Source organism: Acinetobacter lwoffii, from assembly GCF_024129855.1.
GTDB classification, from domain to species: domain Bacteria; phylum Pseudomonadota; class Gammaproteobacteria; order Pseudomonadales; family Moraxellaceae; genus Acinetobacter; species Acinetobacter lwoffii_L.
Genome location: NZ_JAMXXC010000001.1, coordinates 292998 through 316835 on the forward strand (window position 1 = coordinate 292998; position 23838 = coordinate 316835).

The following is a 23838-nucleotide window of genomic DNA, read 5'->3' on the forward strand; positions in this document are numbered from 1 at the left end:
TATAGAGAAAAGGGGTCATGTGTACATCTTTTTTAGCAAGTCTAGTTTTCAAAAAAGCAGGGTGACCAACAGGCAATAGCATGCTCACACAGTGTGGTTGTGCAAAAAAAAGCTAATACCAATGAGCTATCTGAATAGCCTAAGCATGTTGCTTAAATGTGTTTAAATAAGCATAAATTTTATTTTTAGAAAATGGATTTGAGGATGAGTGAATCTTGTGGCAACGATAAGGAATTAATAGTTTTTCGCAATGAAAGCGGAGATCTTGGATTCTTCCAAAGGGACGGCGATAAAGTCCACTATATCGTTTACCCTGCTTCAGGGTCCACCATTTTGACCACTGATGATATTTCTTCATGGCATACATGGAGTCGACTCTTTGCAATTGGTATGGAAGAAGGAGATCCTGAGCAGATAACACCGAAAGCTATTAACTATTTCTTATCAAGAAAAGCACCCATAAATCCTAATGTGGTGCAGCTCCATCGGATTAAATATCCGGGATCCTATTACCCTAGAATTTTTCGTAAGAATATTGAGTTTAACCCCTTTGATCCTAACTTCTTGCAGGATATGAGAGCCTATCAGAACATACAGTCGAGCCTTGATAACTTATTTAACTTTATTGAGCCAGTTGAACTTAACCTAAAAACTTATGGTCATAAGATAAGGGAGCTGCTGATCCTGGCATGCACCGAGGTTGAATATCTATTGCTTAAGGTATTGACTGAAAATGGCTATCCGGAAAAAGGCAGATATAGCACTGTGGACTATGTCCGCTGCAGAGATGTATTAAAGCTTAATCTATATGAGGTCGAACTTACCCAGTATTCGAGTTTAGGAATATTTACACCATTTAAGGACTGGGATGAAAGCAGATCTACTGCATCGATCCCTTGGTACTATGCCTATAATCAAGTAAAGCATAATAGAAGCGATAATATACCTCATGCAAATCTTAAGCATTTACTGGACGCCGTAGCTGCAATTCATATCCTGCTTGAGAGTCAATATGGCGAAAGAATCTTTCAGGGATTATTTGGTGCACCAGAATATAAGAGCGTCTTTTATACATTAACTTCCCCGGAGTGGGAGCTTGATGAAATTACTGCGCCAATATTAAAGACTGAAGATAAATTCTATAGAGTTCAAGCTGAATGGTTGAATCAGCGAAAATACTTTGAAGATCATCCTTATTAAAATAGATTATTAACATGGTTAGCAATTAATGTTCTCCTTAGGGCACTACACATAATAGTAATTATATGCAGTATATGGGGGAGTATTGTTTTTATAGGATTTTTATAGGTACTGCACATAATAATAGTTATATGCAGTATGTGGGGGAGTGGCCTGTCTACTATTACGTAAACCCCTGTCACTACTTTGTCATTACGTTACAACGCCGTAGGCATGGTGGTCACAGGTGTTTTGCTTTATTTATAAGCATTTCCAAACACAGAGATACACTGAGGTACAAATGTGTGTCTAATCTGGTGTATCGGGTAGGCACAGAGTTACATGTTGGTCTGCAGAGGACTGGAAAATATTTATTTTAATAGTGGGGTAGGGGGGTAAAAATACAGGGAACTAAAGATTATATAAGTAATCTTTAGTATGCTGCCTACCGGAGAATACGTTATGTTAATTCCAGAAATACAGTACCAGAGACTTACCTGTGTATAATTTGAAACAGATTATAGTAGTAATCTGTTTCCAATTTTTTGGTTAACATAATCTCTGTTATTTTGCATGTCTCTATAAAAATAGATTGAAAATAATAAGGATTATTATTAATTATGGATTATATGTTTCATTTTTATAGGGTATTAAAAAGCCCAATAAATGGGCTTTATATTATTAATTATTAAAATCAAATTTTGATTATTAGAGTAGCTGCAATTCTCTCGCCTTAATTTCCACAGTCTCACGATCATTTCCTTTACTGTCCTTCCATTTTCGTGTGTGCAGAGATCCCTCGATATAAACCTTGCCACCTTTCTTTAGGTACTTGGATGCCACATCCACCAGCCGGCCCTGAACTACAATCCGGTGCCATTCAGTCAGCTCTCTACGCTCACCGGTATTCTTGTCTTTCCAGAATTCAGATGTGGCCACACTGAAGGAAGCAATAGAAGATCCATTATCAAATGTTTTTACTTCTGGATCCTTGCCTAGGATTCCCATGATAACGGCGCGGTTTACGTTTGGCATAAGTGCTCTTTTAGTTGCGGCTGGATATATACAAGTATATAGCTTGAACAAGTCGTTTAACATAATTAGTATTATACGAAATGCAATTTTTAAGCTATTGATATATAAGTATTTAAATCATGTAACGCCGTAGACAATCGGCTACATCACTGGGCTTTTCCTGAAAGAGCATCTATCTGCGCTGATATTGGTATATTTTGCCAATAGAAAGTATGAATTATAGCCAAAATTATCAATTAAATTGATTTAACATGAGTGAATTGATAGAGGGAAGAAATCGGGAAAAATGACCAAGCATGGCGTAATTAAATCAATTAGCTCTCCACGTTTATCTTCGTATGTAACCTTCTTTGGGTGCTCCAGTGAACAAGATTGCATTCATTACTACTTCTGGAATCAGGCATTGGCATCTGAGCTTTATATCCTGCTTGGCAGTATTGAGGTATGCCTAAGGAATAGTATTCACGATGCCTTAAGTCGGGAAGTTTCTTCAAAATTGAATGACGGCGTTATTAATGACAATTTCTCCTGGTATGAGCACATCGATTTCTATGAAAAAAATAAGAATGGCTCTACCCGGTTAGATCGGAAGGATGAACCTGTTTTTAATGAGACTGGCAGAGGCTTTCGAAAAATCACTCATAACAAAGGTGGTGGGTGTTTAAATCGTCCTCCTCAGGTTGTGGTATCTAAGCTTGAGTTTGGTAAGTGGCCTTATGTAATAACAGCTAAGTGGTACAAGGATGGCAGCTTTATAGATTGGAATAAGCTATTCCCCTTAATTTTCCCAAATATGCGAAAAATGAATCACAGTCAGCATGCTCTTATTGTTGAGAGGGTCAAGTTCACATGTAAGTGGAGAAATAGACTTGCCCACCTGGAACCAGTGTGGAAGTTTAGTGCTGTGATTGAAAATGGTACCGGTAGAATTTTAGTGAAAGAACCATCGAACCAGGATGAAGTGATCAAGCGTTTGAATAGGGAGATCCGTAATAGTGTGCAGCTGCTCTCCTGGGTTTCTGAGGATACGGCAGAACATTACATTAGTACCACTTCTTACCAGCGGTTACTGCATCTTGCATCTCATGATGGTATTCGTGAATTTTCGTGCTGGCATAAAAAAAGAACCGATCATTTCTGACCGGTTCTTATATCTCTGCCTATAGATACTAACCAATAACGCTCCGTGGGTTATGGTCTTATGAACTAAATCACCAGTTCTATAGGGCTACCAGAATATATTAACAATTTAATTTTTCATTGTAAACTAAAGTTGTCATTGGAACAGGCTAGACCAGAACCCTTTTTTAGGTGCTCCCCTGTCATCAGACTTATTTTGTGCCGCGGTATCTGGTGTAACTCCATGTAAATCTTTGTCTACGGGCGATGTCGACTCAGCCTTAGGTGTTACATCCTCACTTGGCTGGACATCATTTTGAGCAGACGGCGTATCTGGTACCGGTACAGGTTCTTCAGATGGCTTTGGTGCCATAAGTAGGCGTTGCATCATCTCAATTTGATTTTGATAAAACTGCTCACGATCCAGTGCTACTTCTTCCCTATCCTTGGCCAATCGCTCACGATCCATAGATAAGCGTAACTGCTCTCGAAGAATGTCTACCTGCTCCCTGAGCATGTCTACCTCCAAGGAAGGCACTGTATCTTCTGGATTTATCGATGTAACAGGCTTGTTTCTTGATGCTGGCTCACCAAATACCCGGATTGCTTCAGCAAGGTCTATTTTGCCATCTGAGTTCTTGGATAATTCGCCCTTATTAATGCGCTTGTAAACTGTCTGTCTATTGAAGCCATACAGTTCGGCAACTTCTATCACGGAAAGCTGTGTTGTCATGTCTTAATCTTCTAATTTCAGGGGTGTAAACATCTGTCTATTGGTGACATGGGGTGGATGTCTACCAAGTAAACCTCTTGAGCATAATCTAAAACCCGAGCAAATATCTACATATACGGCGTTGCTATAGGATGTTTCGATGGGTGGGGCATATATAGATCATTATTTTTCATAGGCGAAAAAAATGCCAGACATGACCCTGGCATTCTGTGTGCAAGTCCGAACTAGATTCAGATCCGGTGTTGTTATCCACCAGCATGCACTTCGCCCACCCCTGAACGATTAGACAATAATAACATACCCGCCAATGGCGTTGGTACAACGAGTGTTCATCGGGTGTTAAAAGCAAAAAAATCCTTAGCTTATTCAGCAATACTAGCAGAGAGTGATTGATAAATTTTAGAGGCCAAATCAAAGTTAATTGTATGCTTGCCATGTGGTGTTGCTTGAATAAAAGTTCGCATTTCTTGTGGAGAAGATGAGAAGTTAGATGGCAATCCTAATTTTCTCTTCGCAGCTCCATCAGCAGCATTACACTGACCACATATTAAAGTTTCAGAGAATCGGTGCTGGCCATTCTCAAAGGGAGCAACAGAGTGATCATGATGCTTATGTAAAGCAGCAACCCAGTCCATGAATTTGTGCGGAGAAGCAGGAAATCTTAGAGTCCATTTCATGATTTGAAATTTATTGCGCCCACACGCAGGACAAATCCATCCATCATCTATTGATGCCCATAAATTGCGATAATGAAGACCAGTATGGCTGCGATAGTCTTCATGTGTAGGAACCTTTACTTTCATTAATTATCTCAATATGGCCCAGCTATTATATTAGTACCTTTTCGCTCTGATCCACCAGGCGGTGGCGCAGGTATGGGGTGAATTTTAAATATCACCCTTTGCAATAAAGCTCCTCAAAAAAGAGGAGCTTATGCTGCACGTCATTTTTGACAGCCCTTTTTAACTTCCACTTTTTGGTGGAGCCCAAATCCATACTAACCATCTTTAAGATGGTCAGTAGAATTTCAGATTTTAAATCCGCAATTCAAATGCTGAATTAACTTGGCTGGCCAAATGGTAGAGCAAGTCACTTGGTCACATTTAAAACGCGAGCAAGATTACTCATATCCCTCAGTGGGGGAAATGGTCCCGATCCGAAACCCTCGAAATGCTAACTAAACTTTAAGTGTAGTGGAAAGGAATACCACCTGGCCAACACCAACCTAATAGCTGCATGGCCAAGATGACCATGCAGATTCATCTATCATGACAACTGAATAAATAGACAACGTATTGGGAAATTAAGATGCTCTCAGAAATTTCGTGAACGCAATTTTGCGCTTTGCTTTGAAAACAATAAGTTACAGAACGGAAAGCCTAGGAAATTTTACCAAGTAGACGGCGGTATAGGGGCATACTAGGGAAATAAACTATACCGGAAAAACACAACTATCTAAAAAAAATAAAAAATAATTCATTAATTTTCAGTTAATTATAAGTATGTATTTTTTTACATCCAATTAGCCATAAAAATTTAGTAGGCTGTTTTCAATACATTCAAAGGAAATAATTATGAACATCTTAAATCATTATTTAGGTGCTGTTTTAGCTGGTATTCGAGAAGGCAGGAAAATAACACAAACCGAATTAGGCCAGAGCCTTCGGTGCAGTGGTAGTTTTATCTCAAATATAGAGCGGGGTGGTAATGGAGAAATTAGCAGGGATATGGTTGAGTTTTATTCTCAGCACTTACAAGTGCCAGTTGATGAAATTTATAATGTAGCTATGGAATATCAGATCGAATATTCCAGTCGTGATGGGATGTTCTACGAGATAACAAGAGATATTATAAAACGGAGACTAAAAGCTAAATATGATCAAGAACGGCTTGATCCTAGAACGCGGACTATTTTTGATAGACGAGTTCGGCATTAACGATCAGCAGATTATCCAGAATCTAGGGAATGACAGCGCAAAATTACGCTGTCATATTTTTAAACCTCACAAAACCTAACATTGGGATCTGATAAGACTTGGAATCATAACGGCACTCATTTTGAGGGTCATTGTCATTGATTGTGGTCGATCACTGGGGCTTGGATCATCTCCCCAAAAAAATGGGAGATTGATTGGCTTATGCCATGTTTGGGTGTGTATTGGATTATTGAAAATCGGGTGAATGTGCCAGGATAAAATTATTAAGGGATTTAGCCAAAGTCCTACATAAAAAATTTAAATCGAAACATGGCATAAGGTTCATATTTTGATGTGGTAACAGGAAATCACTATTACAGGTTTTGATGTGGTAACAGCATTTTTTTGATGTAGTAACATAGTCCAAGTATATAAAATGATCAAAAGTACAGACATGGCCCTTATATACCTGTTACACGTATTGGGTATCACGGAACACAGGTTTTAGACATCAAAGCCGCCCTATTTTGTACCCCTATTTTATCCCTAGTTTTAGGCTGATTTTCCTATCATTCCTTCTATTCCCGATTGGCTCATTTTGACCCAATCAATAGAATCAATACGGTGCGATCTACTAAGAAATTATCGTAGTGAATAGTTTGAGTATTATTGGTATCGCTTATTTATTGTTTCGGTATTCCCCAAAGCGATAGATACTTTGATTTTGGTATATGCTGAAATCAATCTTTCATCCCAGGTATTGAATAAACGTAGCTTAAATGGGCGTGCACGAATCGTTAATCTACGCGCTGTGCTATTGGGAATTTCCTCAAACCCAAACAAAACCCAATTGGTTTATGTTAATCACCGTCTGGGCATAGCTGCTTGGCCTTCTTGGCAGATCTGTTAGCCTTGCTACGGATAGGGTTTAAACTGGATTTTAATGGGCGTTCATAAGTCTCTAATTCCGAGTATTTGCTTTCCGTGGGTCTGCCTAGCTTATCCATAAATGCATTATGGAATGCTATAGATGCAGCATTGTACTGACGCTCATATTCATCATGCTTTGCAACCATAGCCTGGAACGTCCTCTTATTCTTATTAAGTGGCTTATGTATCTTATTAATGAATGGAACCTGGTCACAATCTAATGGCCATCCGAGTTTTATGCGCATGCTTTGCATATTGAGCTTGGCAACATATCTCTTAGGACATTGCTGAATCTGATAATTGAGTTGATGGCAGTGCCTGCAATGGAATACACCATCAGCCAGATAAAGTTTTGCTACACGCTTACTACAGCCATGATTAGGGCATAAGAACCAGTACCGATGTTTTCCGAAATTGCATGGTGTGGACGTTACCTTGATGTACCGCTGTATCGCTTGGCCATCAATTGCATATTGGAGGGCAAGTACGCCGTCCTGGTGAAGATAACCTACACTCCCGACGATATCACCTTTACCATTCTTCCAAACCCATGTACCTGCAGCGCCGTCTGCCAGTGAATTCGATTTGGCCATAGATCGGCTATCTATACTTAGATAATCCTCCACCATACGTTTCTTGTCTTTTTTCATGCATAAAACTCACAATATTTGCCATGAAATACACGCTAGATACCCCTTGATTGCATTTTTAAGCCTGTTTTTGGCATGAAATTGCATAAAAAGCGCATAAATTTACCCTCATTTGCACTAATTATGCATGAAAAACACGTATTTTTGGCACTCTCTTCAAGGAAGATAAAAACCATGTTTAAATTATATTTATCAATAAATTACTGTTAAATTGGCAAAAACGTGTTGCACTATTTTCCTAATGATTTAGATAAATTTTGATAAAAAACCATAAGTCGGGGCTATTTCTGGACATTCTTCAGGTTAATTACTCACCATACGCATCTATGCATACCATGATCCAGATCTGGATGATCCTTGCTTATCTCCGCCCGTTTCTTTCTCAATTTCATGGCATGACAAAACATGGCATTTAAGGCCTATTATCCAAAGCCCAAAAATTTAGATCAATAAGTACTCATGTCTACCGTTACACAGCCGGAAACTGTGCGTTTCTGACATTCCATACCGTCCGTTTCTGACACGTTTTATTGTGCGTTTCTGACATATTTGGGAATTTTTAACCGTCCGTTTCTGACATTTTTACTGTGCGTTTCATACTTTTTCTAAAAGTGTTACTGAGCAAAATCTAAAATATTTTGTATGAAGTAGTAGTGCTAGATTTGTTTGTTCTTGATGAATCTTGATGGAATTAGATTTCCTCAAAATAGCGGAAAACCTTGCTGCATATAGCTTTGAAGCTGTTTTCATGGTCTTTCTGCTGGTTGCCCATCAAGGAAGCGAAATAAGCGCCGTAAAGAATAATTGATGGTGTTTTGTTTTACGTAGTTTTACGAAATCAATTTCATTAAATTGCTATATGCCTTGATGTAACTGGCATAGAGAGCATTTTCCATAAATACGCCGTAAAACAAAAACTATCTGGATGGATTTTAAATCTGGACAGGATTTACCTTGACGTACCTTGACGAAATGCAGTTTTAATAAAATGGCTGTAATGCTTATTTGATAAGGTTTTGAAGTGGTTTTTAGGGTGCTTTTTGGTGATGTGCTGTCAAGGTAATGTGCGTGAATGCTGTATCGCTAAAATACGGCGCTTTCATTCAGCTTCATTGGGTTTCAGGTGGCCTCAGCAGTATCTGCAGTATTCCGTGTTATTAATATAGTTTAGATAACTTCAAGGTGGGACCATATGAGCACAACCAGAGTTGCAATAGATTTCAAAGGAGATCCTGACAGTTCAGTCGGAGTTGATTTTCCTGTAATGCCACGTATAGGTGAGAGGATATCTTTAACGATTGATGGTGAACTACATGAAGGCCGGATAGAGGACTTAGTGCATGAGATGGAATTGAACAGCGGATCTGATGAAAAAACAGGATTCCTTTATCGCTATGTGAGAATTACTGTGGATCCATCTAATTAATTCATCTGCCAAGCAAAATGAAATACTGGGCTTAACTTAATAGGATGCTTGATCTCGACAGATAGAAGGGGCGCATTTCAAATGTGACCCTTATGGATTTTAAATCTGAAAGGGTAATATTTCAAAATAATCCTATAAAAGGAAGGTTAATTGGTGATTCGGTTCTATTTTAAATTTTAGGCCCTATAAAAAATATGATTTAATTTTATAAATATCAATTTCTTAGAAAATAATGCTAGTCCTTATTGTCTAGTTCAAATGTAGAGTATTCTTATATCGCTAATAATTTTTTTAGCATGTAGTCCCAATTCCATACTCTTAGAGCCATATTGTATTGCCTGAGTCCTATAGTTAAATTCTAAATCACTATCAATAGGTACGGATAACCTTTTTTGTTCGTACCGGACCGCCTTGTAATGGGCTGATAAATATTCACTACATATATAATTTAATGATTCAAGATTACTCTTTAATTTTGCTGCATCATCATTTAATAAGTTTATTTTTTCTTTTTCTTCTCTTATTTCTTTGAGTAATTTTATAAAATTATCTTTAAAAACCTCCCATCCCTCAGAATCTTTAGCTTGTATATTCCATTCTAGAAGTAGCAATCCATCTAACTTAACGACTCTTTCTAAAATATTAATACTAAGCCTTTCATTCATGGTCAATCTATGTTGTTCTCTCCAATCAGTGAAAAGAACAAAAGCAGCAACCGGTGCAAGGAATGCAGCAGCTAAGGTTAATGCATCCTTTACAACATCATAGGCTGTAGACCTATCTAAGTTATATTCATAAATTGGATAATTACTTTTCAAAAAGAAAGCTATAACCAAGTACCAGAACATCCCGCCAGTAGTCCAAAATCCTACTTGTCTTATCTTCTCTTCCAGAGTTTTCTTTTTCATAAATTTCAATTAATTCGATATACCAGTCCTACTTAACAGGATACCCCTTTTAAAGGTACTAGTTCTACGCAACGGGACTGGTCAGCTCAAATTGAATATCTCTCATTCATGTCTACAGCTGCCAGGCAAATAGCGGTTTTTATGGGCGTGTGACTTCGCGCAATAACGTCATCATTCGCCATGGAAGATAATATCGCTACCAATGACAATACTGGCTATTCATTTCTGATCAAGTTGGAACAAGACTGTGCTTAAAAACAAAATACAGAATTGGCTTAATGGAGAATTAACCGCCCTAATAAATCTACTGGATCATACAGAACGAGCCGATAAAAGGTACTGGATGATTCATGGCGCTCTAACATCTTTTAGGCAGATGGATTTAATAGATCGTGATGACTTTTTGTCCTACCTTAGGCAGCTAGATAAAATCCATGTAGGGCCAATTATTCCTCCTAAATGAGACAGGCCTAAGTAACCAGTCCTATTGAACAGGATTACCCATCTTATGTGACTGGTATCGTTTGATGGCACTGGTGTTTTGCTTATTATGTATTCATCCCTACCGTTACTAGGCGAAAGCACCGGCCGTTACTCGATATATTGAATGTGCATTACTAAGCAAACTGGATTTCATTACTAGGCAAAAATAGAAGCATTACTAAGCGAACTTCACCAGTCAGTCTTAATTCTGGATTTAGAATCTAATATTCACTCAACGAAAAATTACGTTCAGATTTCCTCATATTTCAGTACACCCATCCGCATTTCAAATGCCAAGCGGCACACCGCTATCAATCCTCATTAACAGCCAGTTTATAGCTACTTATAGCCATGTAACCCTATGTCTATCAGTGCTTGTTTTGCATGTAACTTTTTAGACATAAAAATAGAATGAAATAAATCAAACCCTTTAAATTAAAGGTTTTACTCTATGTCTACTCTTGTATTTGGTAGAATATAAAGTGTCATTTTGACATGTAACTCTTTGTTGTGACAGGCCGAGAGATAACCAAGTAAGGATTACATATGAGTAGTAAAAATTTAACGTTTAAATTGGTGATGGATGCTGACACCAAGGGCTTTGATGCTGGCACCAAAGCATCTAAAGATAATTGGGAGTCATTCATTTCTCTTTTGAAAAAGGAAGCGGATGGACTTAAAGCTGCCTCTGTAGAAACAGGAAAAGAAGTTAGCAAAATTGTACCTGATGATCTTCAGAAGAAGGCTGATCAGGCTAAAGGCAAGTTAGGTGAAGTAGCTCAGGCCGCCAATGCATTAGAGACACAAGCATCCCAAGCATCGGGCAAGATTGATGGCTTAGGCAATGAGCTTCAAGACACAGCAAACAAGGCCAATAAGGCTGGCTTTGAAATCGGTAGTGCCATTCCAGGTGACGCTGTTCAGCTGGCAGAAATGCTGGGTAATAAGTTTTTCTCTGCTGCAAAAGAAATTGAATCTCTGGGCGATAAGTCGACCATTAGTGCCGGTGAACTTCGCGCAATGTCTAGTGCAGGTGAGCAGGGTCTCAATGAGCTGAATTTAGCTCTTAAAGCTGCTCAGGCAGAACTGGTTCGACTGCAAAGCACTGATGGTACTCTGCAAGATATTGAAATAGCCAAACAGCGTGTTCTAAGTATCCAAGATGCCATTAACGAAGCATCCAGTGCCTTCAACTACTATCAAGGCGTTGCTATCAATGCCATGAAAGGTGTGGATGGTGCTACTCAATCAGCTATCAATCAAGTACAACGTTTTAGCGCCGTAGATCTAACCGGGGTAGTAGGTGAAGCGCAGACCGCTACCCGTGCAATTGAAAGTATGGGTGACGGCGCAAGCCTCAGCACCAAGGAAATTGAACGTATTGGCAGCATTGGCACCAATAGCATTAATGCCCTAGAGCGTGAATTACTGACAGCAAGAAATGCATTTTCGGCACTAGAGCAAAGCAGTGAAGCTGTAACACTTAATGAGATTAAGGCAGCTGGTGACAAGGTTAAAGGTCTTGAGCAAGCAGTAGATCTGACTAAATCAGCCTTCTCCGAATTTAATGTAAAAGCCACCACTGCAATGCAGGGCGTTTCCACAAGCACAGATAAGGCATCCGGTAGTGCCAAGCAAGCCGGACATGCAATTTATGAAGCATTAGGCATTAAACCGCCGTCCGTGATTAATGATGCTATTGCCGATCTGACAAGAAAGCTCGAAAACTTTAAAGCCAATAGTAAATTGCCGGCCGAGGAAGTAGCGCGTGTAACCCAAGCCACAGAGCAGGAGATTGCAAGACTCAAGAATGAGTTAAATGGGATAGAGCCTGCCGCTCAAAAGGCTAACACTGGTGTTTCTGGGCTATCTAAGGGCATGGAGATTACCAGATTCGCTGCTACAGCTCTTGCTGGTGCTATGGCCGCCGTAGGTGTGGGTATTGGTGCTAGAGAAATTGCTGAAGCAGCAGATTCTTATACCAACCTTTCAGCCCGGATCAACATTGCAACCAGTGAAGGTGGGAACTTTACTCATGCCATGGCTGGGGTGCACCAGGTTGCATTGATGACCAACTCAAGTCTTGATGCTACTGCGGGCTTATTTACGAAAGTGAATGATACCGGTAAGCAGATGGGGATGACCCAACAGCAAAGTCTTGATCTGGTCAAAACAATTAATATGGCCATTCAGACTGGTGGTGGATCGGCAGCTGCAGCTGATGCAGCAATTACCCAATTCACGCAAGCATTACAATCAGGTGTTTTACGTGGTGATGAGTTTAACTCAATCATGGAGCAGGCTCCGGGCATCTCTAAGGCCTTAGCTCAGTCATTAGGTGTCACCACTGGTGAGCTGCGTAAGATGGCCGAGAACGGTGAACTGTCAGCCGAGAAGGTCATTAAGGCCCTGCAGAGTCAATCCGCTGCAATTGAAGCCGATTATGCCAAGTTCCCAACCACCATTGGTAACGCATTGCAGCGTATCACTACACAATGGCAAATCTTGATTGGCACCATGGACCAAGCAAACGGCGCATCTGCAACAGTAGCGCAATGGCTGGTTACTCTTGCTGACAACATGGATGTAGTGGAGACCATACTCGAAGATATTGGCGAAGGCTTTATCTGGGTAGGGGATCAGCTTAAGAAGATTGACCCGGCCACAATTGAGGCACTTAAAGAGGCATTAAGTACCGCTTATGAGGCTGTAAAGTCCTTAGTAGCATCACTTGGCTCTATGTTTGGTACCACTGCCCAGGTACTAGATACGGCATTGTCTGCCATCTTTGATTTTAATAGCGGAATTGACACGGCAGAAGATAAGACAAATGGCCTCACCAAAGCTTTGCAAACCGCAAGTCTGGTATTTGCCCTATTTAATGATGGTTTTAAAGGCATTGCTATTGTTGTAAATCTATTTGCTGGTGCAATGTACGAGGCCACTGGCGCATTCATGTACTGGAAGTCCAAGTTTATGCTTGGCGATGCAAAAGAGGCTGCATTTAAAGAATTTCAGGATCTTACGGCTGAAGCCAAGCGGCTCTACGGGCAAGCAGATGAACTGGCGCTAAACCATGAAGTCCAGGTTATTAAGGCTCTAGATAATATAGGAAAAACTCGAGAGCAGAAAAACGATGAAGCTGTAGCCGGCGAAACTGCAACTTTTGCAGAGCTTGTTCAAAAAAACACAGAGTTTACTCAGAAATCAAAAGATTTGGCGGCAGAACGTGCGGCCATCGATGCGCAGTTAAACCAAGCGCGCAAGGATGGCAACCAGTCGACCATTGATGCAATCATTCAGAAATCTAATGAACTGGAGGGCCGCGAAAAGGAGCATGCAGCTAATAAAGCCTCATTAGATAAGGATATGCTGGCTTCTGCTCAGGATTATGCCGAGGCTGCTATCAAGGCCAATGGCGGGGTCATGGACGGCGTGATGCAGGCCGATCTATTAACCAAGGGCTATATCGTCACCATCGATGAGGCTGGCAAGGTTAGTGTCCAGGCAAGTCAGAGTGCAGAACAGGCTGCTGAAAGCGCTGCCAAAAAAGAAGAAGCTCTAAGGCTGGCCAAGGAAAATGTTAAGAAAGCCGATGAGGAATATCTGGCTTATCAGAAACAGGCCGCCGTTGAGCGTGCACTCTTGGAGCAGCAGATTGAACAAGCCAAAAAGACTGGTGACTTAAATGCATTAGCATCTGCCCAATCCTCAATTAATGCCATCAACGCTAAAGAAGCAGAGTTGGCCAATAACCGTGATTTACGTATAGCTGAATTAAATAAGGCCAATACTGGATCTGGTCAAGTGGCTGAAACTGCATATTCAAGAGCATCTGCAGCGGCGAAACTATTTGGTGTAGATCTGGATGTCTCGCTAAACAAGGTTTCTAAATCATTCAGTAGTTCGGGGAATGAACTGGATGGACTTAAGACCAAGTTGGGTGAGGCGGGGTATACCGGTAAACAGGCTGGTGATGTTCTTTACCAGGCATGGGAGGATTGGCTTAGCAAGGCCAAGAGCCAAGCTGAAATTGATATGGCTAAAGCCAAGCTTCAAGAGTTTGGAGATCAAGGTAAAGTTTCGACTGCTCAGGTAGAGCAAGGCCTCATTGCTATCAAGATGCAAGCTCAAAAACTGCCTGATGATATCGATCCTGTTACGGAGTCTTTCAAAAGACTAGGCATTGAGACCAAGGAAAATCTCAAGCTGGCTGCCCAACAGGCATTAATGGATTTTATTAATGTTCGTGATAGCGGCAAGGCTACTGCTGAAGGTGTACAAAAGGCTTATGAAAAAGCTGCTCAGTCTGCGGCTGCATCTGGTGACGCAGGAAGAATTGCAGCGGTAAATGCAATGAATGCCGGGCGTAATCTTGAAGTGCAGATTGATGAAACTGGTAAGGCCACTGTAAAAGCCACAGATAAAGCCAATGAGTCACTGGATAGTATGCGCCGGTCGACAGATCGTGTTCGTGATGGGGTTAAAGGCATTGAGGGTAGTGTTCACTCTGCTACCCGGGCAATAGACGGCGCCAAGTCATCTACTGAGGCTTGGGCTGATGCAGTCAATAAGGCCAAAGGCGAATTTGATAAGGCAATGAAGCAGCAAAGTAAATCGCTTGGTAGTCTGGATAACTATGATTCTTATAACAAGAATGATGTTATCTCTATGCTTAAATCTCAAGGTTATGACGATGCACAAGCCAAAAAACTGGCTGGTAATATCTGGTCGCAAGCCATGGAAGCAGATCGTGATGCCAAGATGGCAAGTTATGGCAATAGCGGTGTAGGTGGTCTAGATACGCTCATGAGACAGATGTATGACGATGCTGCTGCTAAGGGAATTACCACCCAGCACGGCACCAACAAGATCAATGAGTTGCTTCGTAACATCAATGTGGCTTCTACAGGTTCCAGCAGCCTGAATGACTACGCGCCGTCTATTCCTTCTGCACCTTCAGTCAGAGATACAGGACAACCAAGTAAAGAAGTTACCTATAACTTTGACTTCAATGGTAAGCAGATGAAATTTAGCGGGCCTGCTGGACAGGAATCTCTAATGAATGAACTTGTGAATCAATTAAAAATACAGGCGAGATCCACATGAAGCTTATCCGCTTAGCAACATCCGAAGCCGTTCCATTAGAGGACGGTTTTTTATGGCCTGATGAATTCTCATGGAAGGCCATTGAGCAAAATCAGGCCTACACCATGGATGGCACTTTGATCATTCAGGAAGGCAAAAAGAAGTCTGGACGGCCAATCACCTTACAACCGGCAGATTCACAAATGGGCTGGATCAAGCTGCGTGAACTACGGACTGTTTTGGAATGGTCGAAACTGCAGGAAGAAAATTTCAAACTGCAGTTTGAACAGCCACATGATAGCCGCCAGTTCACCGTCAAATTTAACCACCAGGATGGGGCTTTAGAGGCCGCACCGGTAAAAGGGATTCCAGCGGTATCACTGGATGATTATTTTAATGTGACCTTGCGCTTTACGGAGTTGGACGATGGCGATTGAAACCAAGGATTTAGTAATTTACAAGTCTGAACGCTTGACCGATAACTCGGATGGCGGTGGTAAATACTCTGGTGTCGTGGTGCAGGATGGGATCAGCAATAACCTGTTCAATGATGTGTCCGAGATGGACCGAACCATGGGGGATGTATCCATGCGTAAGGTCTTTCCGGCGGTCACAACAGAAGATACTGATCTATTGATGGGTGCAACGGTATTTGTATCTGAGCTACCGGATGATCCAAACGTATCGGCATTGCTGTTCAGCACCAAAAACTGGACCGATGAACGTCAGTCGGCTCAGAACCGGGTGGAAAACTACCTAGCAAAAGGCGGCCAGATCGCAGGTACACCACTGGATACCCACTGGAAAGGTATGTCATCGCTGCAGGTGGCCATGTTTCCGCAAGAAACTGAATCATCCGTTGGGGATACGATTGTCCTGATCAGTGATGAAGGCAAGGTATTAGAGCGTGAGCAGTACGTACGAATCACAAAAGTTGAGACTCGCACTGCTATTATGGTAGTAGATGGTAAAAACGTGGAATACAAGATTGCCACTTACTCATTAAATGATGCACTGGAAATAGATTTTGTAGGCTTGTCTGCAAGGCAGTGGTATGCAGGCAATCCATCAAAAACCATTATTCGGGATACGATTGTTGCTGATACTGGTCTGTATTATTCATCGACTGCATTAGCATCTGATGCGAACGTGGGTGAATTTACCGTAAATGCCAAAAGCATCTTTGCCCAGCTCATTCCATCAGCTCAGACTGAAACACCAATCATTGATGTGAATGCGGCTGGTGAAAGCGTAGTCCTGGTAGCGGGTAATGAAGGTACCATCACGGTCAATTATCCGAATATGGTGATTGGTGTGAGCCAGAACCTGTATATCGGTTCAGCAGTGATTCCATCCAGTGTGGCTTTCACTTTACAAGGCCAGCAGATCACTGATCAGGGCGGCCTGCTTAAAAACACTCAAGGTACACAAGTCGGCACGATTGATTACCAGCGTGGTTTGATTCAATGGACCGCAGCAGCGCCAGCTGGAACCATGAGTCTGAATATTGCATTCAAGCCAGCCGCTGCACCGAATCAGTATTATCAGAGCCATGCGATTCCAGTGACTCAAAATAATCAGGGTACTAGCTGGACAGGGGCATTAATTCCAATTCCAGCACCAGGCGCACTTTCGATTTCTTATATGTCACAAGGTAAGTTCTATGAGCTTAAAGATGATGGATCAGGCCAGTTAAAGGCTGCGAGTCCATCTTTTGGTTCGGGCATGATCAACTATGAAACTGGCTCATGGTTATTAACGACTGGTGCGCTACCAGATGTAGACACACCGATCCTGCTGAACTGGGGTACACCGATTGTCACTTTTGTGCGCTCGAATTTAACTGTTGAAAAAGCTGCGTTTGATTTTGATTTAGGACGACCAGGTGTGTTGCCGGGCATAACTATTAACTGGATGCTTGAAGGTGAAGAGAAAACGGCAACCTCTAATGCGCAGGGTAAGTTTACTGGTGATGCTACAGGTGAAATCAACTATGCAACCGGTATTGGCAAGATCATTCCAAACAAGTTGCCTCAAAAAGGAACAGCTTTCTCCGTGATCTATAACTATGGATCCTCACTTGAACAAACCAAGATGGATGTTACCCCTGCAAATCAAAAGCTGACCTTTACCATTGGTACAGGACCAGCAATTCAGCCAAATAGTGTTGAGTTAAAAATTCCACTTCAAAGCAGTGAGGGGATTACAGGGTCTGTAACTCTGACAGATGTGCCGGTGAATGCAACTATGGGTAATCTAGTGAATAGCCGCGGTCAAGTGCAAGGCACCATTATCTATGCCACTGGCGCAGTTGAAGTCACACCAAAAAGTACAGCGAGCAGATTTGTGCAAACCTTTACACCTATGGCTACCTATGCGGCTGCCTAGCGAGGAAATATGTCTTTTTATTCTCCACAAACGTCAGACATTCAAGGTCAGCAGGTTGAATTAAAAGCCCTTAATGCTGTTGATGTTCAAGTGAAATACCGCGATACATCCGGCTCAAACTCGGCAACTCATACCGTGACGGCAAACAAACTCAAGCTGGATTTATCCTCCGGTTTTGATGAGCAGATTCTGACAGGTTCAGCTCGTTTCAAAGTGGGTGCTGATACCCTTCTGGATCGTACTGGCTTGCTATATCGCAATGTGAATCCAGCCAATAACAGTGGGATTCAGTCAGGTGTTATTCAATATGGCACCGGTATTGTTGAAATCGACTCATGGACCCCAAATGCAGATAACACGATTACTTTGGAATCCTTGACCACCACAACCGACCTGCTACCGGTCAATAAAATCAGTTTTAGAACACCGATCATGCCGATCCGACCGCAATCATTAACTGTGGTTTTAGCATCAATTGAATTTGGGCAGCTAACTTTAACTGCTGATGAAAATGGGGTGATTGAAACCAGCCGGGCACATGGTCAGGTCAATTGGGATAATGGCTTTGTCACGATTTACTTTTATACCAAAACCAAAATCACCGAAACCAACCGAGCAGACATTGAAGCGAATGACTGGTATGACCCATTACTGGAATATCAGGAAGGCTTAGACGTTTATATCAATGTCCCGGTCTGGGTGGATGCTTCATCCGTGCGCTATAACGCCGTAGCCTATACTTACATTCCACTGGATTCTGAAATCCTTGGTTTGTCTGCCACACGTTTACCAATTGATGGCCGTGTGCCGATATTCCGTGTTGGTGGTATTGGTATTGTCAGCTCAAGCAAAGCGCAGGAATTACCAAGTGCAATTGCAGGAACCACATACGATCTCAATGATCAGCGGATCTCATGGGCAGAACTGGAAGATGCTAACGGAACGAAAGTAGCTTTCGATTTATACACAGTTGATTATGACTATGGCCGTGTGACATTGGGTGGTGACTTTGTACTGAGTAATCTGGTAGCTCCACTGACAGTGAGATACCGTTATCAGGACATGGGCTTAATTCGTGACGTTCAGATCAATGGCCAGCTGACATTTACCAAGCCGTTAACCCATAACTATGATGCGGTGGATACGATTGTGGGGTCTGCTTTGGTCATTGGTGACATGCAGGCGCGTTACACACGCAAGTTTGTACAGCAAGCATGGAATAGTGTCTGGAATGATGAGCCGACTGGTACAGGAATTTCAGCAAACTTTAATGACTCACTCTATCCAATCCAGATGACCAATAAGGGTGCAATTCAGGAACGCTGGGCGATTGTCTTCACTGGTTCAGAGAGCTTTTATTGTGTCGGGGAGTATACAGGGCGATTAACTCTTGCCGGCTCAACTAATGTTGATTATTCGCCACTCAATCCGATCACTGGTGCACCATATTTCATGATCAAAAAAGAGGGCTGGGGAGCCGGTTGGGCAAATGGGAACGTCTTACGATTTAATACAGTGGCAGCAAATTTCCCGGTCTGGGTAATTCGCACTGTAAAACAGTCAGAGCCGGCGGTTCTATCAGACCAGTTCCAGATCATGCTTCGTGGTGATATTGATCGCGTAATTTAAAAGTTAAATCAAATATGACCGCTTGATGCGGTCTTTTTTATGAGTAAAAAGATATGGCGATGAAGCAGACACAAACCAAACTTTTTGATTTCTCTGATATTGGTTTGGATTTTAGTGCAGGTTCAAAAAACCTGTTTCCAGATCGTTTTAAGAAAATGCTGGTACTTGGTTATAACGAGCAGACAGTATCGAGCGTGGCAGTATCTGGGAACCAGGTCACATTCACTTATGGCGGTGCACATGGTTATGTGGCGGATCGTGTTTTAAAGGTCGATTCAGGTGCTTTAGCGTCAATCAATAGCGGAGAGTTTTGGATTGATTCAGTCACAACAAACACAGTGGTATTTACGCTTGATGACGCTCCAGTATCCATCCCTAGTGGTTTTACAACACGAGTAGCTCCTCTTGGATTCGAACTGGTATATGAGCAGCCACCTGTTCAAGTTTATAAATTTAAATCACTTAAAGAAGAGGACCTGTATTTAAGACTGTGTTTTCAGTCTGCTGCTGCGCAAAGAAATACTGTGGTTCCATGTGTAGGCTGGTCTGCGGATTTGAGCTTAGGAGTGATTACAGACCCTCTGACAATAGAGGCCACAAGAGGTGGAACGGTGATTGGGGGGGAATTTAAGTGGGACTTTACGAGTGATCCGAGCTCATCTCATAACAATTACACTTATTCCCAAGGATATAGCTCATTTGGTCGCGGTGTTGTAGTGGGTAGTAAATACCACCTAGCTTTCCTAACTGGGCTTGCAACCGCAACTGGTCACTTAATTAATGGATTTCTACCAGCCACAGTTTTGGACTTAATGGGCTTTTCTGGAAGGGTTCCAGTTGTTACTTTTGGTGTAAATGCTGGACTTCCAAATAACTTTTATTCAGATTTGCGTGGCAAAGTACATTATGCATATATTGGAGATCAGAGGGTTAATTTTGCAGGGAATCGCTATAGTGCTTACACATTTAATTATGGTTTTGGTTCGGGTGTAAATTTTTATCCAGCAGCAATTGAAGGGTTTAACACATCCCCGACAGAGCCACTTCTGATTTATGAAAATGGCAATAGTCAGTTTGTTGGTGTGGCACATGGAGCGCAAACTTTAAAACTCGGAACAGATACAGTGGCAATCCCATCAACTTTAGGGGCACAGCCAGTTGAGTTGGTGGAGGCAGATTTTGGGAATAAGTGTCTGGTTCACAGCATGGCAATAGCTGCTGGATTGTCCGGAATTGCGTATTTTGTTATGCCTATTGAGGAGATAAAGATTGATTATTAAATTAAGTCGAATATTCTTTGGTGGCTACACCCCCAACAAAGAAGCCATGGGGGCAAAAAAATACATATCATTTCCTCTGCGTAGCTTAATCTTATCCATTCCAGTATCTGCGAATCATGGTTTCGGTAAAATCAAAGGTGTAACAAAAAAGATGGGGGTAAATTATTCACCAGTTTCCGTTTGTGTATTCCGTAGGGATGATCGTCAATTAATCTGGGAGACCAAATCACGAGTTAATGGCACTTATGAATTTCGAAATATTGCAAAAGGGCTTGAGTGTTTTGTTGTCGCATTTGATCCAAACGAAGAATATAACGCAGTGATCTCCGACAAGGTGGTGGCAAAATGAGTAAAACATCAGTCAAAGCCCGGCTTGCTATGACTCAGGCCTTTGCCAATTTTTTAGATAACGGTAGCCAGAGTGCTACCATTATTTTTTATCAAGGCGCACAGCCTGCCAGCCCTGCGGTTGCGGCAGATTCAAACAATGCATTGGTGACACTGACTTTTCCTGAGCCATGCATTAAAGAAACTACAGCAACTTATGTAGAGCTTCATCCAACGGATACCGCAACGGTAATTAAAACTGGGACTGCCACTTGGGCACGTATTTATAATGGTGCTGGCGAGGTCGCTGCCGATCTGACGGTAGGCACAGATATTTCCCTAGCCAATACCAATCTAGCCCTTGGCGGCTCATTGTCGGTGACATCGATAAAACTCAGACCTTAATTTAAAAAAGGGTGCTCATGTGGATTTTAAAAATAAGCTCGGCACCGTTGATGCTCACAACCTAAACTTAAACTTTAAGCCTGATAATACCGATAGCCATAACATTATTCTTAATTTTGAGCATCTGGCCGATAGCTCAACCAATCTTAATTTTGGTAATGATGTTACAGCTGTAATTGATACGGTACTTCATACTGAGTTTACATTTGAAGTCACAGCAGTCTATGCAGATAGCGGTGCAAATACTGCTGTCATAGACACGGTGCTCGACACCGAGTTCGGTTTTAATGTCGTCGCTGAATTTAGTGAAAACACTGATGTCATTGGCCAAATCGATACGGTTTTAGACACCAGTTTTAGTTTTGAAATCGAAGCGGTATTTAATGAAAACCTTTGTATCATTGACGCGGTTTTAGATACCAATTTTTCATTTGAAGTCATAACCCTGTTTGATATTAATCATATTGTCGGGGTGTCTTACGGTTTTGACATGCGATATCAGAAAGCGATTGCATGCCTGAGCACCACAGAAATACCGTGGGCTAAACCCATATTAAGGGTCTCGAATGAGGCTCTTTTTTATGAGCAGGGCTTGGTGATTTCTAATCAAGTGGATATTTGGCATGAGCAGGCAGGATCATTAACCCGGGCGGTTAGATCCCTTCATGAGCAAGCAACCGGCTTAAGTTCTGATGCCTATGTGATTTGGGAGGAGGGTGATAAGCGCTTTATTCATCAGCGCTATCTGCATGAAGAAACGATCAAGCTACGTCATAACCGCGAAACGGTTTGGCAGGAAATGATTCGCCGTCGCAAGACCTTTACCTATTCGCATGACGTAGCCCAAGTCTTTGAGCACCGCTTTTCATTTGAATGGGATAAAAGTCTTGAGATTGTCACCAAGTCGGACTTGCCATGGGATAAAGCCAAAGCGATTCACTATCGCAAGCATCCAGTTCAACCTTGGCCAAAGCCTGAAATACCTAAATATGAAGGTACAGGCGACCTAAATTTCATTTGTCTTTGTGATACTGATTCACACAATGTTGTTTTAAATTTTGGTGCAGATGACTGTATTCCAGCACTGCCGAAAAGGAACTGGTGGTATATCGTGAATACATTAACAGCTGAGCGACTGGATACCGGCGAGAAAATTAAAGTCATGGATGGTACCTATAGCACCAGTCGGTCGCAATGGTGCTGGACCTATTCCATTACTGTGGCTCATACCGAGAAAGATAAGCTGCAACCAATTAATGGCCAGCCAGTGATACTGAAAGTCATGATCAATGGATTTGAGCATCATGTTCTACTGGAAGATCCAGAAGAAACCCGACGTTTTGCCAGTGTTCTCTACACTTACCCGGGGCGAAGTGTCACCGCTTTAAACTCTGCTAAATATGGGCCTTCACGCTCATTCATTCAGGAGAATGAACGAACATCTGTGCAACTGGTACAAGCTGAACTTGATCGAGCAAATAGCGGTACCAGTTTGGACTGGAAACTGATTGATGAATTGGGCTGGATTGTACCGGTTGAAAGCCTGAGTTATGCAGAACTAGCACCCATCGATGCAATAAAGCAAGTAGTTGATGCAGGTGGTGGCTTTATCTATAGCCAGAAAGCAGGGAATACACTGACCATCTTACCCCGGTACCAGAAAGGCTACTGGGATACGATGACGGTAGAGGATTACGATATTCTGCTATCCGAAAGCCTGGTGATGCAGCAGAACATTAAGCAGAACGATGAATACATTGCTGACTTCAATTCCATCACTGTAGTGAATAGCCGTAGCGGTGAAAGCCTGAAAGTACAGCAGCGTGGTACTTCGGGTGATGTGCCTTTAGAGACAGTCACTGGTCCATTGTTTAATGTAGTGTCGGGTGCCAGCTATGGAAAAAATGAATTGGTCAAAGCCAATATTCAAGAGCTGCACACCTTTTCTGATATTCCGGTGAGCTCGGAAATTGGCGAGATGCTACCAGGTAAATCGATTGCATTTAATGGCCAGTGGTGGGGTGTGATTGACTCAGTTTCAGGTAGCTTCTCACATGAAAAAGTGAATGAAACCATTGCAGTGGAGCGTATCAGCCGTGAATAATCCTTTATTTGAACTGCGTAAGCTGCTTAATCCGACTCATGCAGAATATATCGGCACTATCACATCAGTGAAGCACCCAGAGTATCGGGTACAGATCGATGGTGGATCCGGTCCAGTGCTTTGCACATCAGGCACCACATATAATCTAGGCGCTCGGGTTTTCGTTTCCAATCAGGTGATCCTGCGGCCAGCACCCACTGGTCAGCATTCACAAGTAGAAGTTTAACGATCAACAAAA

18 protein-coding genes are annotated in these 23838 nt (G+C 41.9%); 13 read left to right on the forward strand and 5 right to left on the reverse strand.

Translation table 11 applies throughout. The features are described from left to right. Positions 1 to 204: 204 nt before the first annotated feature. The gene (locus NI465_RS01470) at positions 205 to 1200 is read left to right on the forward strand and encodes a hypothetical protein (RefSeq protein WP_253144049.1); all 996 of its coding nucleotides are present in this window, start codon (positions 205 to 207) and stop codon (positions 1198 to 1200) included. 687 nt (positions 1201 to 1887) lie between these two features. On the opposite strand, the gene ssb is transcribed toward NI465_RS01470, so the two are convergent. Next, a complete protein-coding gene (gene ssb, locus NI465_RS01475; protein WP_253144051.1) occupies positions 1888 to 2214 on the reverse strand; it encodes a single-stranded DNA-binding protein in 327 nt (108 codons plus the stop codon). Between the two features lie 286 nt (positions 2215 to 2500). Here ssb and NI465_RS01480 point away from each other — a divergent pair, with 286 nt between their 5' ends. Continuing rightward, positions 2501 to 3355, forward strand: coding sequence for an Abi family protein (locus tag NI465_RS01480; protein ID WP_253144053.1), 855 nt, complete (start codon positions 2501 to 2503; stop codon positions 3353 to 3355). Positions 3356 to 3490: 135 nt separating this feature from the next. Here NI465_RS01480 and NI465_RS01485 read toward each other — a convergent pair whose 3' ends face one another. Both NI465_RS01485 and NI465_RS01490 read right to left on the reverse strand, forming a co-directional pair. After that, on the reverse strand, positions 3491 to 4066 hold the full coding sequence (locus NI465_RS01485) for a plasmid replication DNA-binding protein (RefSeq protein WP_253144055.1): 576 nt from the start codon (positions 4064 to 4066) through the stop codon (positions 3491 to 3493). A 362-nt stretch (positions 4067 to 4428) separates the two neighbouring features. Then, a complete protein-coding gene (locus NI465_RS01490) occupies positions 4429 to 4869 on the reverse strand; it encodes a hypothetical protein (protein WP_253144058.1) in 441 nt (146 codons plus the stop codon). Positions 4870 to 5640: 771 nt separating this feature from the next. On the opposite strand from NI465_RS01490, the gene NI465_RS01495 reads away from it, so the two are divergent. Then, positions 5641 to 6003, forward strand: coding sequence for a helix-turn-helix domain-containing protein (locus NI465_RS01495; protein ID WP_253144060.1), 363 nt, complete (start codon positions 5641 to 5643; stop codon positions 6001 to 6003). A gap of 839 nt (positions 6004 to 6842) precedes the next feature. Here the strand turns inward: NI465_RS01495 and NI465_RS01500 are convergent. Next, positions 6843 to 7562 (reverse strand): hypothetical protein, encoded by a 720-nt coding sequence (locus tag NI465_RS01500; protein ID WP_085064615.1) that lies wholly within the window; start codon positions 7560 to 7562, stop codon positions 6843 to 6845. A gap of 1192 nt (positions 7563 to 8754) precedes the next feature. Between NI465_RS01500 and NI465_RS01505 the strand changes: the two genes are divergently transcribed. Then, entirely contained in the window at positions 8755 to 8988 is a 234-nt protein-coding gene (locus NI465_RS01505; RefSeq protein WP_253144062.1) for a hypothetical protein, read from the forward strand. A gap of 254 nt (positions 8989 to 9242) precedes the next feature. On the opposite strand, the gene NI465_RS01510 is transcribed toward NI465_RS01505, so the two are convergent. Further along, on the reverse strand, positions 9243 to 9896 hold the full coding sequence (locus NI465_RS01510; RefSeq protein WP_253144064.1) for a hypothetical protein: 654 nt from the start codon (positions 9894 to 9896) through the stop codon (positions 9243 to 9245). Positions 9897 to 10925: 1029 nt separating this feature from the next. On the opposite strand from NI465_RS01510, the gene NI465_RS01515 reads away from it, so the two are divergent. The 9 genes from NI465_RS01515 to NI465_RS01555 are packed head-to-tail and all read left to right on the forward strand — an operon-like array spanning position 10926 to position 23826. Beyond that, the gene (locus NI465_RS01515) at positions 10926 to 15488 is read left to right on the forward strand and encodes a tape measure protein (protein ID WP_253144066.1); all 4563 of its coding nucleotides are present in this window, start codon (positions 10926 to 10928) and stop codon (positions 15486 to 15488) included. Continuing rightward, the gene (locus tag NI465_RS01520) at positions 15485 to 15904 is read left to right on the forward strand and encodes a hypothetical protein (protein WP_253144068.1); all 420 of its coding nucleotides are present in this window, start codon (positions 15485 to 15487) and stop codon (positions 15902 to 15904) included. Before NI465_RS01515 ends, NI465_RS01520 begins: the two co-directional genes overlap by 4 nt. Then, on the forward strand, positions 15894 to 17855 hold the full coding sequence (locus tag NI465_RS01525) for a hypothetical protein (RefSeq protein ID WP_253144070.1): 1962 nt from the start codon (positions 15894 to 15896) through the stop codon (positions 17853 to 17855). The genes NI465_RS01520 and NI465_RS01525 overlap by 11 nt, the downstream gene beginning before the upstream one ends. Positions 17856 to 17864: 9 nt before the next feature. Further along, complete coding sequence (locus NI465_RS01530) at positions 17865 to 19484, forward strand: hypothetical protein (RefSeq protein WP_184413098.1); 1620 nt, start codon at positions 17865 to 17867, stop codon at positions 19482 to 19484. 59 nt (positions 19485 to 19543) lie between these two features. Then, positions 19544 to 20764 carry a hypothetical protein gene (locus NI465_RS01535; RefSeq protein WP_253144072.1) on the forward strand — a complete coding sequence of 407 codons (1221 nt, stop codon included), beginning with the start codon at positions 19544 to 19546 and terminating at the stop codon, positions 20762 to 20764. Then, positions 20754 to 21113, forward strand: coding sequence for a carboxypeptidase regulatory-like domain-containing protein (locus tag NI465_RS01540; RefSeq protein WP_184413094.1), 360 nt, complete (start codon positions 20754 to 20756; stop codon positions 21111 to 21113). Before NI465_RS01535 ends, NI465_RS01540 begins: the two co-directional genes overlap by 11 nt. Next, positions 21110 to 21496, forward strand: a complete 387-nt coding sequence (locus tag NI465_RS01545) for a hypothetical protein (protein WP_184413092.1) — start codon at positions 21110 to 21112, stop codon at positions 21494 to 21496. Before NI465_RS01540 ends, NI465_RS01545 begins: the two co-directional genes overlap by 4 nt. Positions 21497 to 21515: 19 nt before the next feature. After that, positions 21516 to 23600 (forward strand): hypothetical protein, encoded by a 2085-nt coding sequence (locus NI465_RS01550; RefSeq protein ID WP_253144074.1) that lies wholly within the window; start codon positions 21516 to 21518, stop codon positions 23598 to 23600. Then, complete coding sequence (locus NI465_RS01555; RefSeq protein ID WP_191112102.1) at positions 23593 to 23826, forward strand: hypothetical protein; 234 nt, start codon at positions 23593 to 23595, stop codon at positions 23824 to 23826. Before NI465_RS01550 ends, NI465_RS01555 begins: the two co-directional genes overlap by 8 nt. Positions 23827 to 23838 lie beyond the last annotated feature (12 nt).